Origin of the sequence: Aeromonas sp. R3-1 (assembly GCF_040908345.1) — a bacterium.
Lineage (GTDB): Bacteria > Pseudomonadota > Gammaproteobacteria > Enterobacterales > Aeromonadaceae > Aeromonas > Aeromonas veronii.
The window spans coordinates 1-15,831 of sequence record NZ_JBFODN010000215.1; the positions used below are offsets into that span (position 1 = coordinate 1).

The window sequence follows — 15,831 nt, forward strand, 5'->3', positions numbered from 1 at the left end:
GAGGCAAGCCGTTTTTCTATCCATCCATTATCACTAAACAAGCGTTAGTTGGTGGGGACGCGATTGAGCAGCTCGGCCGCGAGCTGTTGGCTAAGCGCCTGACGTTGGCTGTCTGCAATGCTCACGTCGCTGGTCAGCTGGATGATGCTACTCCAGACCGCTTTCTGGGTTTTGCGATCGAGCAGCACGATGGCCAGCGACCCTTTGCGCTGGTTGGCCGAGGCATATACCCCGGGCGTCATGCCAAGACGGGCGAAAATCTCGCCGTCACTCATATCCTTGCCGCCCGCGACGCCGATGGCGACCCACAGATCCGCCTCGTCGAGCGGTGCGCTTTGCCATCCCTTGCCATTGAGCTCCCGGCTTACCGCCTGCTGCATCGGCTCCAGCCACCCTTCCGCCAACTCACCGGCAAATTGATACTGCTCGGCCAGGGCGTAGCGCGGGGTTGCACCATAGGTCCAGTTGCCCATCGGGCGAACCAGCATGGTGCCGGACTCCAGCGTGGGGGCCGCCGGCCCGCTGCTGCAACCGCCAAGCAGGGCGAGCAGTGCCAGAGAGAGATAAGCAAGCCGCATCGTAAACTCCTTTGAATCAGGTTATTTTGCCGGTTTCGATCAATTGCTGGATGAGCGGGCGCAGGATCAGCTCCATCGCAAAGCCCATCTTGCCACCCGGCACCACTATGGTGTTCATCCGCGACATGAATGAGCCGTCGATCATCGACAGCAGGTAGGGGAAATCCACCTGCTTGATACCGCGAAACCGGATCACCAGCATACTCTCGTCCAGACTCGGGATCACCTTGGCGCTGAAGGGGTTGGAGGTATCCACCGTCGGTACTCGCTGGAAGTTGATATGGGTGCGCGAGAACTGCGGGGTGATGAAGTTGATGTAGTCATCCATGGAGCGAACGATGGAGTCGGTCACCGCCTCGCGGGAATGCCCTCGCTCCGAGGTATCGCGGATCAGCTTCTGGATCCACTCCAGGTTGACGATGGGTACCACGCCTATCAGAAAATCCACGTGGCGCGCCACATTGTGATCCTCGGTGACCACACCGCCGTGCAGCCCTTCATAAAACAGCAGATCGGTATTGCTGGGCAGATGCTGCCAGGGGGTAAAGGTGCCGGGCATCTGGTTGAAGGGCACTGCCTCGTCAAAGCTGTGCAGGTAGCGGCGATACTGGCCATTGCCATCCTGCCCATAGCCCTGGAAAAAGCTCTCCAGCAGCCCGAAGTCATTAGCCTCAGGGCCAAAATAGCTGATATGGCGCCCCTGTTCGCGCGCCTTGCGGATCGCTACATCCATTTCCGGTCGGGTGTAGCGGTGAAAACTGTCACCTTCCACCACAGCCGCGGTATATCCCAGTTGATGGAACATGGAGCGAAAGGCGTTGGTGGAGGTGGAGGTGCCGGCACCGGACGAACCGGTAACGGCAATAATGGGGTGCTTGGCCGACATGGGATTCTCTCTTCCTTGGGAATTCCGTTATAAGGTCCGGATTGCGGTTGGGTCAAGACTGCTCGATGAAGCGGTCTTTCATCACGATATTCACCGATTCGTGCAGCTCGCTATAGACGATGACAGCTTTGCCTTGCTGTAATTGTTCTCTCACTGCATCGACTTTGACGCCAAGCGGTACATCCTGTTCTCCATATTCTGTTCCCTCCTGCAACACAAAGTGTTCGATCAGGTTGGTCAGGGTGTCGCCGTCCAGTTCTTGCCAGGGAATGATCATTTAAAGGTCTCACAGCAAAAGAGGTGATCGTCAGGCTATTGTTGTGTTGAATCCCGCGAATGCAATCACTTTTTACCTTTTCACCGGAGTCTGAGAGATGTTGTCTGAAGCGCAGCGCAGCGCGCCGTTAACCCTGACTGAGCATCTGGACAGTGCACGTCGAGAGGCGATTGCCCGAGGCATGGTGTGGTTCTGGTTGTTGAACTGGCTGGTGGTGTTGTTTCTTTCGATACGCTACGAGGTTTACAGCCAGGTCGGGCTAGCCAGTGATGACAGCTTGCCCTGGCGCTTTCAGAGTGAGCTGGCCCTGGTCATGGTGGTGCTATTGCTGCTACCTGTTGTCAGCCTCTTTTGTGACCATATGCAGGATCGCCTCTGGTTACGGATGGCTGCGCTGGTGATGGTGCTATGGGGCGGACTCTGGACGCTGCACATCTACACGATTGGTCAGGTGGAGCTGCGGGGAGGGGTCAGCTATGCCAACGGGATCATGCGGCTCAACCTGCTGGCCGCGCTCATCGCGTTTTATCCCGATCGCAGGGTGTTGTATGGCTATCTCTTGGGCCCGATGACGGTGGGTGTAGGGTTGGAGCTCTTTTTACGCGTCGATTTTCCCCAGATCTACCTGCTTGGCGTGTTGTTTGGCGTGATTGCGCTGGAGGTTGGCCGCCGCATGCTGCACCGCTGGTTTGAGTTGGCGATCATGCGGGAGCATGAAAATCTGACGCTGCTGCGCCAACTTGATCAGCTCGCCAAGCAAGATTCTCTGACCGGTGTCGCCAACCGGCGGCATTTCAATATCAAGTTGGAGCGCGCGTTGGCCCATAGCCAAGAGAGCGGCGCTCCGCTATCGCTTATCCTGATCGATGTGGACTATTTCAAGCGCTTCAACGACCACTATGGCCATCAGGTGGGGGATATGTGTCTCAAGGAGGTGGCAAAAGCGCTCAACCGTGCGGTACGCACACCATCTGATCTGGTGGCCCGCTATGGCGGGGAGGAGTTTGTGCTGCTGCTGCCCAATACCGACCGTCAGGCGGCGGCCAGCGTGGCGCAGCGGCTGCAAGATGGCTTGGCCAGCCTGCAGCTGGAGCATCTGGCGTCCGATGTTGCCCCCTGGGTGACGGTGAGTCAGGGGATTGCCAGCAATGTCTCCGGCGAAGGGGCGAGCCAGTTGCTGGAGCGGGCCGATCAGGCGCTCTATCGGGCCAAGGAGTCGGGACGCAATCAGTTCTGTGTTGCGGAGTGACTCTGTTCGGCAATCCAGCGACTGATCCGTTCATCCAGCCAAAACCGTGGCCGCCAGGGCGTGCCGTGCAGAAAGCCGACATGGCCGCCACGCTGGCTCAACTCATAGCGCACCGTGGGCGAGAGTTGCTCTGGCCGGGGAATGACCGCGCGTGACATAAAGGGATCGTCGGCGGCGTGCAGGATAAGGGTAGGGATGGGGATTTGAGCCAGCAGCGGTAGCCCCGAGCAGCTCTGGTAGTAGTGGCTGGCACTGTGAAAGCCGTGCAGCGGCGCGGTAACCAGCTCGTCAAAATCGCGCAGGGTGGCAATCTGCTCCACTTGTCGAGGTTGCCAGCGTTCACTCGCTTTCTGCTGCTGGCTGATCTTGTTGAGCAGGTTGCGGCGCATGGTGCGAAGCAGATAGTTTTGATAGACCTTCGAGAAGCCCTGATTGACCCGCTCGGCGCAGCTCGCCAGTTGCAGCGGGGCCGAGACCACCACCGCCGCTTTCAATGCCGCAGGACAGCCCCGCGCCAGCAGATTGACCAGCATATTGCCACCCAGTGAAAAGCCGATGGCGATCAGCGGTTTGCCCGGGAAGCGCTGGCTCAGCTCGGCAATCAGCTCCTGCGCATCACCGATGGCGCCGGAGTGATAGGCCTGCAGGTGGCGATTGGGCTCGCCACTGCAACCGCGAAAGTGCATCAGCACGGCCTCTCTGCCCTCTTGCTGCAGGTGGGCGAACAATCCCTTGGCGTAGTGGGAGTGAATGCTCCCCTCCAGCCCGTGAAACACCACTATCAGCGGCCGTTCATCAAGGCTGACTTCCCCGCTCCAGGCGAGGTCGACAAAGTCCCCATCCTGCAGTTCAAACCGCTCCGCCACAAATCGGGCAGGGGTGCGGCGCAGCCATTTGGGCAATATGGTCTGCAGATGAGGATTGCGTGCCCACCAGGGGGCGTGGAAGTGGCTCTCGGTCAGCATGGGGTCAGTCGGTCTGGGTCGAAGATAAGGAGGACGGGAGGCGTGTTCCTCCCGCCAGTCATTGGCTTATTTCAGCAGGCGATCGTGATGTTCGGCGCCGCGCAGCATGGCCTGGATCAGCTCATTGGCTTCGAACTTGGTCAGCGCCTCATGGGCTCCCACCTGATGGGCCCGCTCCACACTGATCTCGCTGGAGAGCGAAGTGTGCAGGATGATGTAGGCCCCCGCCAGTTTGCTATCGCTCTGCACCTCGAAGGCCAGCTCGTAGCCATCGAGCCCCGGCATCTCGATATCGCTCACCAGAATGTCGATCGGGGTCTTCTGGCTCGCCCGCGTCTGCATCAGGGTCAGTGCATCCTTGCCATTGGTGCAGACCTCATAGGGGATATTGATGTAGTCCAGCGCGGCCATCAGCTGACGGCGAGCGACCGAAGAGTCATCGACCAGCAGGATCCGCATCGGCTTGATCCGTTCCCGCTGCACATCGGTCAGTACCGGATAGAGGTGGCTCGGATCATCCGGATAGACCCGGGAGAGGATCAGCTCCACATCCAGCAGCTGGATCAGCTGGTCATTGACTCGGGTCACACCGGTTACGAACACATTGTGCCCGAGGGAGGCGGGGGGCGGTTCAATATCGCGCCAGTTGCACTCGGTGATCTTGTCGATACCGCGTACCAGAAAACCCACCAGAGTGCGGCGGCAGTCGGTAATGATGATGAAGCAGTGGGGCATCTCCTCCTTGCTGATGGGGCGATAGCCCACCGCCATCGCCATGTCGATTACCGGAATGGTGGAGCCGCGCATATTGGCAGCCCCCAACACGGTCGGGTGCGAGTGCGGCATTGCCGTCAGCTGGGTGTAGGGCACTATCTCCTTCACCTTGAGGGTACCGATGGCAAAGGATTGTTTGGCTGAAAGGTGAAACAGCAACATGCCCTGGGATTGATTGGCTTTGCTCGTCATGGCAGATGTCCTGTTGGTCGAAACGTTGGCAGTCACTTCAGGCCTCTAGCATAAAGGATTACGGGGGGAATGGCCCTTCCTTGTTAACGACCATCTGGCAAAAAACTGGACTCATTCAGCCAATTTCGTTGGCGTATTCCATCGGCGTCCGGTTATTGATCGCCATCCTCGCCAACGCCCCATTGCTGGCAGGCCGCTTGCAACGCGGCCTCATCGGCATAACCCAGCTTGCTGGCCACCTGCGCGGGCTTGCTACCGCCCTTGAGCAATCTGAGCGCCTGCAGTAGCTGCCACTGTTGTTGCAATTCACTCCCTTCCACCGGCGCATCGGCTTGTTGTGCCCACAGTTGCAGAGACTCCGGTTGGCCATTGGCCAGCGCTTGCCAGCAGGCTTGCAGCTCACCGTGACCCTGCTGGTTGATGGCACACTGTTGCAGCTCATCCAGGATCACCTGCAGTCGCTGACCGTAGGCCCCTTGCCACTCTTTTGGACGTTGCCATCGGGCCAGCGAGTCGAGCAGGGCATCGAGCAGCGCGGTGGTCTGCAGCCAGCCAGCCTGCTGCGGCTGAGCCACGCGCAAAGAGACACTCAGCTGATCGTACTCGCAACCGCTGAGGGGGCTGAAGGCCGCGAGGGCATCGGCGCAGAGCCAGAAGCTGCTGCCTGCCAGCAGCAACAGCTCATGTTGGCCCAGTCTCAGCAGCGCGGCGCCCCGGGTGATCCGCAACAGCTGCCCGACAGGAGTTCGTTTGCGGTTGCCGGCGTGCAGGCCCTGGCAGGAAAAATGGTGATACTCGATGGCGTGATGCATGTAAAAACCCTGATATGATGCTGCCTGGAGGTAACAAATATGGAAACCAGACGTAAAAAACGCTTCATTGCCGGTGCAGTCTGCCCGGCGTGCGGCAAGTTGGACAACATGATGCTGTATCTGGAGCATGGAGTCGAGAAGGTGACCTGCGTCGCCTGTGGCGATACCCAGGTACAAACGCCTGCCGAGGTCGACAAGCAGACTCGAGAGGCGGAAGAGGTGATCGGGGTGTTTCGCCCCTGATAAGGGAACGGCGGGTGGAATGCGGGTCTTCTCGCTGACGCTGTTGCCGTTTTTTTCGTCACTCCGTGGCGCCGCACGGCATATGCGCGGCCCGCTTTTTAGGGTATTCTGAGCCCGTTTTTTTCTATCCGCAGGATCCTGACATGAAAGTAGCTCCTCTGAGCGTGGTTACGCTGGAATACACAGTCACCGACGAGCACGGTGAAGTCATCGACAGCACAGTCGGCAAAGAGCCGCTGGTCTATCTGCACGGCACCCGTTACCTGGTCTCAGGCCTGGAAGCCGAGCTGGAAGGTCGCGCGGTAGGTGAAGCCTTCGAAGTGACTCTGGCACCGAGCCAGGCCTACGGCGAATATGACGAGACACTGGTACAAGAAGTACCGGGCGAGCTGTTCGACGGCATGGAAGTCTCCGAAGGGGATACTTTTGTCGCTGAAACCGACGATGGCCACCGTCCGGTGACCGTGGTTGAAGTGTCCGAAGAGTTCGTCAAGGTAGATGGCAACCATCCGCTGGCTGGCGTGACTCTGGGCTTCAAGGTCGAGATCAAGGATGTGCGTGCTGCCACTGCCGAAGAGCTGGCTCACGGCCACGTTCACGGTGTCGGTGGTTGCGGTCACGATCACGGTCATGACCACGATCACGGCGGCTGCTGTGGCGGTCATGGTCACGACCACGATGAGGATCACGGCCAGGGCGGTTGCTGCGGTGGTGCTGGCCACGGTCACGATCATGGCCACGACCACGGTGATGACCATGGTCACGGCGGCTGCTGCGGTGGCGGCGGTTGTGGTGGCAAGGGCCATCACCACTGATCACGGCCACGCCGATGATAAAAAACCCGCGATACTCGCGGGTTTTTTATTGGCTGACAGTGATGCCGAACCATGTCGCCTGACCAGAGATGGCGCCGGATCAGTAGTGCGGCGGCGGGGTCTCTTCGGCCATGCTGGCAATCTGGCTGGGCTGTACGCTTTGTAGTTTGTCGATCAGCAGCTGGATCTGGTATTTGAGTCGATCGAGTTCACGGCCCTGGGTGGTCACCTCGTCGTTGAGCTGCTCTATGGTGTATTCCGCATAGGCGAGACGGGTTTCCAGGGTTTCGATGCGATCGTTAAGTTGCTGACTCATGGGCCTTCGGGTCCTTACTTGATTGTCCAGATTTCGGCCAGACCACTGGAGCTGGCACTGACAAGGTGGCTATTGTCGCGCAAAGCGACGCCGTAGACCACTGCGCTGGGCGGTTTCACCTTGGGTTGCGGCGAGACGCGCCAGCTCTGCAGCAGGGCACCATCGCTCACTTGCCACAGGGAGAGCTGACGGGAAGGGGCGCCGGTGATGAGCCACTTGCCATCGTTGGCAAAGCGGGCGCTGGTGTAGACCTCGAAGCGGTGATCATATTGCAGCTGACTCACCTGTTTGCCGGTTTTCAGATCCCAGATGCTGGCCCGGCTGCTGTCGGCGGTGAAGGCGTAGCGGCCGCTCGGCTCCAGTCTGGCCATGATCACCCGGCCACCATGGTTGAAGCGCCAGATCACCTGCCCGCTACGGGTATCCCACAGATAAGCGCTGTAGTCGTTGCCACCGGTCAGGGCGTAGCGACCGTTGGCGGAGAGATCCACCGTATTGACCTGTTCGGTGTGCCCCAGAAACTGCAGGCGACGGCCGCTTCGGGTGTCGAGCCACTCGGCCTTGCCATCTTCCCGCCCGATCAGCACATAACGACCGTCGGCAGAGAGCGCGATGTCCCTCAGCCTGGATTCAGGAAGTGAGTAGTAGCCTTGTGATTGCCCGTCGCTCAGCCGCCAGGTTGCAAAGGTGTCTGGGGTGGCGGTGACGGCATGGCTGTTGCCTTCGGAAAAGCGGGTAATGAATACCAGATCTTCCGCAGAGTCGGATTGCTTCCAGCGCCAGCGTTGACGGTTCTGTTCCAGATCCCAGACGATGATGCCCTGGCTGATGCTGGAGACGATGGCCTGCTTGCCATCACTGGAGAGATCTGCGGTCAGCAGACCCGTGCTGGCGAGGGTCATTTGCTGGTTGGGTTGGGAGCTTTGCTCGCAACCGGTGAGCATTAAACAGAGGCTCACCAGATAAATGGCACTTTTTATCATTTTTGCGGTCTCACGCTTTTGTTACCTGCGATCACGGCGTTAGTATAAGGCGCTTATCACGATAAACCTCTCATTTCACGATGGAACCGAGAGCGGTATTTGGAGTTTGGAGAAACTGATGAACAAATTTCTGAAGGTGTCCCTGTTGGCGGCGGCCGTTGCCGTCGGTCTGACTGCTTGCCAAAAAGACGAGAAGCCTGCTGCGGCCAATACCGCCGAAGTGAAGGCAGAAGCCAGCAAGCCGGCAGAGGCGACCAAGGCCGAAGCCAAGAGCTTTGAAGAGCAATCTGGCTACGCAATTGGCCTCTCCATGGGTCGTTACATCGCCAATACCCTGGAGCGTCAGCAGGAACTGGGCATCAAACTGGACAACGCCGTGATCCTGAAAGGGGTGACTGACGGTCTGGGCAAAGAAGCCAAGATGACTGATGAAGAGATCCAGAAGGTACTGCAGGATTACGACGCCAAGATCAACGAGCTGACCAAGGCCAAGGCCGAGAAAGACGCCGTTGAGAATCTGAAGAAGGGTGAGGAGTTCCTGGCTGCCAACGCCAAGAAAGAGGGTGTTAAGAGCACTGAATCCGGCCTGCAGTACGTGGTCGAGAAGATGGGCACTGGCGCCAAGCCGAAATCTACCGATATCGTCAAGGTTCACTACACCGGTACCCTGACCGATGGCACCAAGTTCGACAGCTCCGTCGATCGCGGCGAGCCGGCTACCTTCCCGCTCAACCAGGTTATCCCGGGTTGGACTGAAGGCGTGCAGCTGATGCCGGTTGGATCCAAGTTCAAGTTCTTCCTGCCGTCCAAGCTGGCCTATGGCGAGCACGGTGCAGGCTCCATCCCGGCGAACGCCGTGCTGGTGTTTGACGTTGAGCTGCTGGCTATCGAGAAGCCGACTGCTGACGACGCCAAGAAGTAATCCCTTCTTGTAGTTAAAAACGGCTCCTTAAGGAGCCGTTTTTACTTGTGTATTCCCTGCAATCGCGGGATAACAGAGCTGTCTTGGCGTTGGGTTTGCGCGCGAAAATAAGGCAAAATAGATCGCAGAATCAAATACAAGGATGAGTCCAGTGGCTGAAAATAAATCGCGTGTCCTGCTGGTGGAAGATACCCGTAGTCTGGCGGTGGTCTATGAACAGTACCTGCGCCAGGAGGGGTATGAGGTGGTGCTGGCCGACTGTGGTCAGCAGGCGTTGGCGCAGTTGCTGGCAAGTCCTCCCCCCGTGGTGCTGCTGGATCTGGAGCTGCCGGATATGTCCGGTATGGATATTCTGCAGATGATCACCGAACAGCAGTTGCCTTGCTCTGTGGTAGTGATCACCGCCCACGGTTCGGTGGATGTGGCGGTGGAGGCGATGCGCCTCGGTGCCTTCGATTTTCTGACCAAGCCGTTTGACAGTAAGCGGCTCTGCGCCACCGTTCGCAATGCCTTGAAACACCAGCAGTTGAGCTCGCTGGTTGCCCACTATCGGGAGAATTTCGAACGCAGCTCGTTTTTCGGTTTTATCGGTGCCTCCATGTCGATGCAGGCGGTCTATCGCATCATCGAGAGCGCGGCGCCCAGCAAGGCGACCGTCTTTATCACTGGCGAGAGCGGCACCGGCAAAGAGGTGTGTGCCGAAGCTATTCACCAGTGCAGTCCCCGCAGCGAGCAGCCCTTTATTGCCCTCAACTGCGCCGCCATCCCCCATGATTTGATGGAGAGCGAGATCTTCGGTCATGTGAAGGGCTCTTTTACCGGTGCGCAGGGGGATCGCAAGGGGGCGGCCAGTCTGGCCGATGGTGGCACCCTGTTTCTCGACGAGATCTGCGAGATGGATCTCGACCTGCAGAGCAAGCTGCTGCGCTTTATCCAGACCGGCACAGTGCAGCGAGTCGGCAGCGGCAAGCTCGAGACGGTGGATGTGCGCTTTATCTGCGCCACCAACCGGGATCCGCTGGTGGAGGTGAAAGCGGGCCGTTTTCGCGAGGATCTCTACTATCGGCTCCACGTCATTCCCCTCACCCTGCCGCCGCTGCGGGAGCGGGGTGAGGATATCCTGCTGCTGGCGCGTACCCTGTTGCAGAGCTACGCCAAGGAGGAGAACAAACGCTTCAAGGATTTCGATGTCGAGGCGGCGCGAGTGCTGCTCGACTACCCTTGGCCTGGCAACGTACGCGAGCTGCAGAACGTGGTGCGCAATATCGTGGTACTCAACGACAAGGAGTTGGTGAGCCCGGATATTCTGCCGCCACCACTCAATGGAGTTCGTCCCCAGCTGCCGGCGGCTATTGCGGCAGCGGTGACATCGGCTCCGGCCACCACCGGGGTGGCCAACGGGCCAATTCGTCCGCTCTGGCTGGTGGAGAAAGAGGTGATCGAACAGGCCATCGCCAGCTGTGATGGCAATATTCCCAAAGCGGCGGCCCTGCTCGAGATCAGCCCCTCTACCATTTACCGTAAAAAGCAGGGGTGGGAGGAGTCCAATCGGGCCTGAACCATCTTGCCCGCAGAAAGGGCGGCTAGCGTGCCGCCCTTGCTATTTGGGGGATCAGAGTTTGGCGAGGCGCTTGAGGCGGGCCAGTCGCTCCCCCTCGTTGGCGCTGAACCAGCGGTCCTGTGACAGCAGAAACCAGGCGCGGGAGAAGTATTCCGCGGCCAGCGGATCGTCGAGTACCAAGGCATTCTCCCCCAGCTCCTCGAACAGATAACCATCCTCAGGTTCGCCAGCCTCGGCCATATCGGCCTTGAGCTGGTGCAGCTCTGCCAGCGCCTGCTGGTGCTGACCCTGGGCCCGGGTCAGGCGAGCCAGACTCCAGCGAGCGATAAACGCCTTGGCCGGCTGGTTATGTTGCAGATGCCAGGCCAGACACTTCTGCTGCTGGATTTTCGCCTCATCAAAGCGGCCCAGTTCGAACAGGGTCCAGCCCTGATTGTTGTAAAGGGGGGCCAGCCAGCCACGCACCTTCTCGTCACTGCTGCGTTCCGCCAGCTCCATCGCCAGTTGATGCCAGCGGCTCTGCTCTTCCAGCGGTGCGGCGATGGCGATCATGTGAGCGGCGTCGATGGCAAGATAGGTCTCCTTCTCCTTGAGTCCCCACTGCCAGGCTTGTTCAAACAGCGGTTTGGCGCTGGCTTTGTCGCCCGCCGAGTTAAAGGTGCGGCCTCGTTCCAGCAGAGCCCGGATCCGGGCTCTGGGGGTTGTGTCGGTGAGGCGAGGCGCTATCTCGTCGAGCAGCTGATGGGCTTCGGCAAACTGGCGCTGCAGCGAGTGGGTGCGGGCAATTTGGGTCAGCAACTCCAGTTCGAGTTGCAGGTCGGCGGCGGTGCGCGCTTCGGGAAGAAGGGTGTGAAAACGCAGGGCGCTGGCGGCGGGATCCTGATAATCCCACAGCGCCATGAAATCGGGCGGATTGTCCATTTGGCCTCCTTGCTGGTTATCCTGTCACCAAGATGCCTGCAGGCCATTGTTTGTACAAGGGGCGCCCGTCACAGAGCGCCTCTTGAGTCATGTTAACGGCTGTGGCCAGTTGCTCAGTAGACCATGGCCAGGCTCATCAGCATCAGACCGAGGGCGGCAAAGGCCCCCTCCTTGATGGCGAGCCTTGGCACCAGCGCCTTGGGCAGGGCCGGAAACAGGCTCAGGGCAAAGCCAAGGCCCGGCATCAACCAGTGGAATGCCGGATCGCGCAGGGTGGGATCGGCGGCTCCATTGATGATGATCAGCAAAATAAACAGGGTGAAGGCGGGGAGGATAAACCAGCGTACCCCGCCGGCGGCGACCGCCCGCAGCGGCGAAATGCGATAGAGCAGCATGGTCACAAGAAACAGAACAAAAGGGGCCAGCAGATAGAGCGGAGCGGGGTTCATAACATCTTTCCTGAAAACTGATCGTCAAAAAACCGGTTGTCCGGTGCAAGAGGCGCGGAATTTAATCACTCTTCGCAGGTAATCACCAGCAGCCCGGGCCCGGGCTGTGAAGAGGATCCCGGATAAAGGTTTGCTAGCGCGTCTTAGTGCAACCAGAACCAGGCTGCTGCAAATCCCAGCCAGCTCAGCACCAGCAAGATCCAGGGCAGGGGATGCTGATGGCTTACTTCAACCAGCTCCAGCTGATCGTCTTGCTCTTCGGTTTGTGGCGCGCCCTGTGGCTGCCTGGCTTTGGCCTGCAATTTTTTCTGGCGGCTCGCTTCACGGGCCCGCGCCTTCATCTGCTTCTTGTACTCGTCGATGCCTTTCTGGATCCCTTGCGCGATAAGCTGGGTCTGTTCCTTGCTCTGCCCCGGCTTCTGGTTGGCACGGGCAATTTTCATCGCCTCCTGCTGAGTCTCGGGGGAAATCTTGTCGTACTTGGCCATCAACACACTCCTCGGGCATGGGGGAGGGAGTATGCCACAAAACCGTGTTTCGTGGGGCTTGGCTAGGCATGGCTACAAATGAGAAACACCTCAATAAAAGCATTTAAAAATCAGTAGCAAAGGGTAAGTTTGGCCATCGATCACAATTAACAACATTTGTGAGTCGCTGATGAAAATTTCTTCTTCGTTGTTTGTTATATTTGGGCCCGACCTGCTGGATAGGGTCACTAAATAACAAAACAATCAAGGTGATATGGAAATGAATAATAACGTTATCAAAGGCAGCGTGACCCTGGCCGTGCTGGCGGCACTGACGGGTTGCAATATCTCCAAAAACGACAGCGTTGCACCCTGCACCGAAAATGTCTGCAAACTGACCATCCTGCACACCAACGATACCCACGGCCGTTTCTGGCACAACGCTGAAAATGAGTACGGTATGGCTGCCCAGAAGACTCTGGTCGAGCAGCTGCGTGCCGATGCCAAGGCTGCTGGCAGTGACGTGCTGGTTCTTTCCGGTGGTGATGTGAATACCGGCGTGCCGGAGTCCGATCTGCAGGACGCCGAGCCTGACTTCATGGCGATGAACAACATTCGCTACGATGCCATGGCAGTGGGCAACCATGAATTCGACAACCCCCTCAGCGTGCTGGAGAAGCAGCGCAAGTGGGCCCAGTTCCCCATGCTCTCGGCCAACATCTACGACAAGGCCAGTGGCAAACACTACTTTGACCCCTACAAGGTGTTCAAGTTGGAGAGCGGTCTCAAGGTCGCCGTACTGGGCCTGACCACCGAGGATACCGCCCAGCTGGTGGATCCCAACAACGTGCAGACCCTGGAGTTCCGCGATCCGACCAGCGAGGCGGCCAAACTGGGCCAGCAGATCCGCAGCAACAAGGAGGCCAATCTGGTCTTCGCCATCACTCACATGGGCCATTACGAGAATGGTCAGCACGGCAGCAATGCGCCGGGCGATGTAGAGATGGCTCGTGCACTGCCGGCAGGGACTCTGGATGCCATCATTGGTGGCCACTCCCAGAATCCGGTCTGTATGGAACTGGGTACCACCAACAAGTACGCCAATTTCAAACCGGGTGATAACTGCCAGCCGGATCAGCAAAACGGCACCTGGATCATGCAGGCTCACGAGTGGGGCAAGTATGTGGGCCGTGCCCAGTTTGAGTACCAGAATGGCAAATTGACCTTGACCAGCTATGACCTGATCCCGGTCAACCTGATCAAGCGCAACGCCAAGGGCGAGGCGATCGATGCCAACGGCGCCGTGACCAAGGACCCGACCAAGATGCAGTTCGTACAGGACGAGATCACCAAGGATCCCGAGCTGTATAACACCCTGCTGGGTTATCAGGAGAAAGGTCAGCAAGAGCTGAATGTCGTCATTGGCTCGGCAGATGGCTTGCTGGTTGGTGATCGCAACTCGGTTCGCAACAAGCAGACCAACTTGGGTCGCCTCATCACCACGGCGACCAGCAGCAAGCTGGGTGTCGACTTTGGTATCGTCAACTCAGGCGGTGTGCGCGACAGCATCCCGGCCGGTGATATCACCTACCGCAGCGTGCTGCTGGTGCACCCGTTTGGCAACACGGTCAACAAGGCTGTCATGAAGGGAAGCGAGCTGGCGACCTATCTGGGCCAGGTGGCAAGCAAGACCCGCAATACCGGTGGTTATGCCCAGTTTGGCGGTATCAACATGGCGGTGGATTGCCAGGCCAAGAGCGTCAATATCACCAGCATCGGTGGCAAGGCGTTTGATCCGGCAGCCACTTACAGCTTCGCGATCCCGAGCTTCAGCGCCTCCGGTGGTGACGGCTATCCGAAGATCGATACCATCAACGCCGGTTTGGTGGATGCAGCCGTGCTGAAGGAGTACATCGAGATCAAGAAGACCATCAACGTGGCCGATTATCAGCCAGGCAATGAGGTGAGCTATCTGAACTCAGCCTCTACCGAAGGCTGCAACTGATTCGTCAGCGGGGCGCATAGCCCCCAGATGTGATCCGAAAGGGCAGCCGGTGGCTGCCCTTTGTCGTTGTTTGAGTAGCGGTTACAACTCTTCAATCATCAATGACGATAGCCATCGCCTGTAGGAGGCCAGGTGAGGGGATGAAATGAAAAGAGGCGGCCCATGGGCCGCCTCTTGCGTAGTGACAATCTAAACCTTACAGCTGCTCGATACCGACGATATGCCAGGGGGCATTGTTCTTGGCCAGATCGCGCTCGAGGTGCCACACCTCTTTGATGTCTTCTTCGACCTGCTCCTGACGGTCCATGTAGCGGCCGCTGAAGCGTACGCTCACCTGAGCCCAGTCGCTGCCGTAGTCGGCGCGTACCAGCTGGGTATCCACATACATTACTTCCGTATGCTGGTCGCCAGTCAGTTCGGCGCGCTCGGCTTTGAGCTGCTCAAACAGCTCGGGGCTGACGTACTCGCGCACCTTTTCCAGATCGTTCTTGTTCCATGCCTCTTGCAGGGTGCGATAGTGATCACGGGCACCGGCCAGGAAGCTGTTCATGTCAAAGCCTGGCGGCAGGCGGAACGGCACGTCGCTGTCGGCAAAGCCGGTGGCTTGCGGTGCGCTGTTGCTCTGCTCAAACTGCTGCGTGGCCGCGGATTGCGGTGGCTGATAGCCCGCATAGGCCGCCTGTTGTGGCTGTGGCGTCGCGACCTTGCCCTTGCGCAGGGTACGGATCAGGAAGACTGCCCCCAGCGCCAGCAGGGCGATCAGCAGGAAGTCCATTCCTTGCAGACCTTCAAAGGCACCGCTGCCCAGCAGGTAGGCAAACAGGCCGCCAGCCAGCAGGCCGCCCAGCAGGCCACCCATCATGCCGCTCTTTTTCGGCGGAGTCTGGGCATTCAGTGTCGGATTCTTGTTGTCGACCGGTTTGGCCGCAGGCTGGGCCGGCGCAGTTTTGTAACTTTTACCAAAGGATTTGCCGCCGCCAAATTTCTTGGCTTCGGCGTGAGGTGCCCCCAGGCCAATGGCCAGGATCACGGCAAACAGGGTCAGCATCTTTTTCATTTTGACTCTTTTCACTCTCGTCTGTGGGTGGGGCATGCTCTGCTTTGGCAAGCTCAGCAAGGCGCATGGCAGGCTGCCTGTCCCTAATTGTGTCGCAGCTTGTATTCATCAATATCACCTCTGGCATGAATTATTCATGAACGAGGTTGCCGCGATGCGGCGTCAAACAAGAGGAGTAAACCGGATGAAAAGCAGAAGATTGAGTCGCAAGGAGCGCAAAATGCTAAGCAAAATAAAAATGGTCAAGGTAGAGCAGACTCTGGTTTGGCCCTTTATGATGGTATGAGCCGCCAGATAGGGCTCGCCGTAGTTGGCTTTCTTTTGTAAAATTCCCGTCCCCTTCCCGCTGCGGTTTTTAT

Annotated in this window: 18 protein-coding genes; 6 read left to right on the top strand and 12 right to left on the bottom strand. The window is 58.5% G+C overall.

Going from position 1 to position 15,831, the window contains the following annotated elements:
* Nucleotides 1-44 precede the first annotated feature (44 nt).
* From AB5Y85_RS13925 to AB5Y85_RS13935, 3 genes are read right to left on the bottom strand one after another with little or no spacing between them, the layout of a single operon-like run.
* Nucleotides 45-578: a DUF4136 domain-containing protein gene (locus AB5Y85_RS13925; protein WP_106842885.1), complete on the bottom strand. Its 534-nt coding sequence runs from the start codon at nucleotides 576-578 to the stop codon at nucleotides 45-47.
* Nucleotides 579-594: 16 nt separating this feature from the next.
* The gene (locus tag AB5Y85_RS13930) at nucleotides 595-1,464 is read right to left on the bottom strand and encodes a phosphoribulokinase (protein ID WP_005335299.1); all 870 of its coding nucleotides are present in this window, start codon (nucleotides 1,462-1,464) and stop codon (nucleotides 595-597) included.
* A 52-nt stretch (nucleotides 1,465-1,516) separates the two neighbouring features.
* A complete protein-coding gene (locus AB5Y85_RS13935; protein ID WP_005335298.1) occupies nucleotides 1,517-1,741 on the bottom strand; it encodes a YheU family protein in 225 nt (74 codons plus the stop codon).
* A 97-nt stretch (nucleotides 1,742-1,838) separates the two neighbouring features.
* On the opposite strand from AB5Y85_RS13935, the gene AB5Y85_RS13940 reads away from it, so the two are divergent.
* Nucleotides 1,839-2,990, top strand: a complete 1,152-nt coding sequence (locus tag AB5Y85_RS13940; protein WP_257687664.1) for a GGDEF domain-containing protein — start codon at nucleotides 1,839-1,841, stop codon at nucleotides 2,988-2,990.
* Here the strand turns inward: AB5Y85_RS13940 and AB5Y85_RS13945 are convergent.
* The 3 genes from AB5Y85_RS13945 to AB5Y85_RS13955 all read right to left on the bottom strand — a co-directional run bounded on the left by AB5Y85_RS13945 (nucleotide 2,969) and on the right by AB5Y85_RS13955 (nucleotide 5,733).
* Complete coding sequence (locus tag AB5Y85_RS13945) at nucleotides 2,969-3,955, bottom strand: hydrolase (protein WP_201932278.1); 987 nt, start codon at nucleotides 3,953-3,955, stop codon at nucleotides 2,969-2,971. The genes AB5Y85_RS13940 and AB5Y85_RS13945 overlap by 22 nt on opposite strands.
* Before the next feature lie 66 nt (nucleotides 3,956-4,021).
* The gene (locus AB5Y85_RS13950) at nucleotides 4,022-4,921 is read right to left on the bottom strand and encodes a chemotaxis protein (RefSeq protein WP_101531064.1); all 900 of its coding nucleotides are present in this window, start codon (nucleotides 4,919-4,921) and stop codon (nucleotides 4,022-4,024) included.
* Between the two features lie 152 nt (nucleotides 4,922-5,073).
* Nucleotides 5,074-5,733 carry a hypothetical protein gene (locus tag AB5Y85_RS13955; protein ID WP_257687665.1) on the bottom strand — a complete coding sequence of 220 codons (660 nt, stop codon included), beginning with the start codon at nucleotides 5,731-5,733 and terminating at the stop codon, nucleotides 5,074-5,076.
* A gap of 39 nt (nucleotides 5,734-5,772) precedes the next feature.
* On the opposite strand from AB5Y85_RS13955, the gene AB5Y85_RS13960 reads away from it, so the two are divergent.
* A complete protein-coding gene (locus tag AB5Y85_RS13960; RefSeq protein WP_005335287.1) occupies nucleotides 5,773-5,976 on the top strand; it encodes a YheV family putative zinc ribbon protein in 204 nt (67 codons plus the stop codon).
* Nucleotides 5,977-6,119: 143 nt separating this feature from the next.
* Nucleotides 6,120-6,791, top strand: coding sequence for a peptidylprolyl isomerase (gene slyD / locus AB5Y85_RS13965; RefSeq protein WP_257687666.1), 672 nt, complete (start codon nucleotides 6,120-6,122; stop codon nucleotides 6,789-6,791).
* 100 nt (nucleotides 6,792-6,891) lie between these two features.
* On the opposite strand, the gene AB5Y85_RS13970 is transcribed toward slyD, so the two are convergent.
* Together AB5Y85_RS13970 and AB5Y85_RS13975 are read right to left on the bottom strand one after the other, a co-directional pair.
* Entirely contained in the window at nucleotides 6,892-7,107 is a 216-nt protein-coding gene (locus AB5Y85_RS13970; protein ID WP_005335285.1) for a SlyX family protein, read from the bottom strand.
* A 14-nt stretch (nucleotides 7,108-7,121) separates the two neighbouring features.
* Nucleotides 7,122-8,090 carry a hypothetical protein gene (locus tag AB5Y85_RS13975; protein WP_257687667.1) on the bottom strand — a complete coding sequence of 323 codons (969 nt, stop codon included), beginning with the start codon at nucleotides 8,088-8,090 and terminating at the stop codon, nucleotides 7,122-7,124.
* Nucleotides 8,091-8,208: 118 nt separating this feature from the next.
* Between AB5Y85_RS13975 and fkpA the strand changes: the two genes are divergently transcribed.
* Together fkpA and AB5Y85_RS13985 are read left to right on the top strand one after the other, a co-directional pair.
* Nucleotides 8,209-9,012, top strand: a complete 804-nt coding sequence (gene fkpA, locus AB5Y85_RS13980; protein ID WP_005335283.1) for an FKBP-type peptidyl-prolyl cis-trans isomerase — start codon at nucleotides 8,209-8,211, stop codon at nucleotides 9,010-9,012.
* A 151-nt stretch (nucleotides 9,013-9,163) separates the two neighbouring features.
* Nucleotides 9,164-10,570, top strand: coding sequence for a sigma-54 dependent transcriptional regulator (locus tag AB5Y85_RS13985; protein ID WP_005335282.1), 1,407 nt, complete (start codon nucleotides 9,164-9,166; stop codon nucleotides 10,568-10,570).
* A gap of 54 nt (nucleotides 10,571-10,624) precedes the next feature.
* Here the strand turns inward: AB5Y85_RS13985 and AB5Y85_RS13990 are convergent, their stop codons facing one another.
* The 3 genes from AB5Y85_RS13990 to AB5Y85_RS14000 form a co-directional block, all read right to left on the bottom strand.
* Nucleotides 10,625-11,494, bottom strand: a complete 870-nt coding sequence (locus AB5Y85_RS13990) for a hypothetical protein (protein ID WP_047437081.1) — start codon at nucleotides 11,492-11,494, stop codon at nucleotides 10,625-10,627.
* Between the two features lie 113 nt (nucleotides 11,495-11,607).
* A complete protein-coding gene (locus tag AB5Y85_RS13995) occupies nucleotides 11,608-11,943 on the bottom strand; it encodes a hypothetical protein (RefSeq protein ID WP_005335280.1) in 336 nt (111 codons plus the stop codon).
* Nucleotides 11,944-12,086: 143 nt separating this feature from the next.
* Nucleotides 12,087-12,431, bottom strand: a complete 345-nt coding sequence (locus AB5Y85_RS14000) for a DUF2956 domain-containing protein (protein ID WP_103250396.1) — start codon at nucleotides 12,429-12,431, stop codon at nucleotides 12,087-12,089.
* Between the two features lie 259 nt (nucleotides 12,432-12,690).
* Here AB5Y85_RS14000 and ushA point away from each other — a divergent pair, with 259 nt between their 5' ends.
* Nucleotides 12,691-14,415 (top strand): bifunctional UDP-sugar hydrolase/5'-nucleotidase UshA, encoded by a 1,725-nt coding sequence (gene ushA, locus AB5Y85_RS14005; RefSeq protein ID WP_101531061.1) that lies wholly within the window; start codon nucleotides 12,691-12,693, stop codon nucleotides 14,413-14,415.
* 196 nt (nucleotides 14,416-14,611) lie between these two features.
* On the opposite strand, the gene AB5Y85_RS14010 is transcribed toward ushA, so the two are convergent.
* Nucleotides 14,612-15,472: a Tim44 domain-containing protein gene (locus AB5Y85_RS14010; protein ID WP_058058221.1), complete on the bottom strand. Its 861-nt coding sequence runs from the start codon at nucleotides 15,470-15,472 to the stop codon at nucleotides 14,612-14,614.
* Between the last annotated feature and the right edge of the window lie 359 nt (nucleotides 15,473-15,831).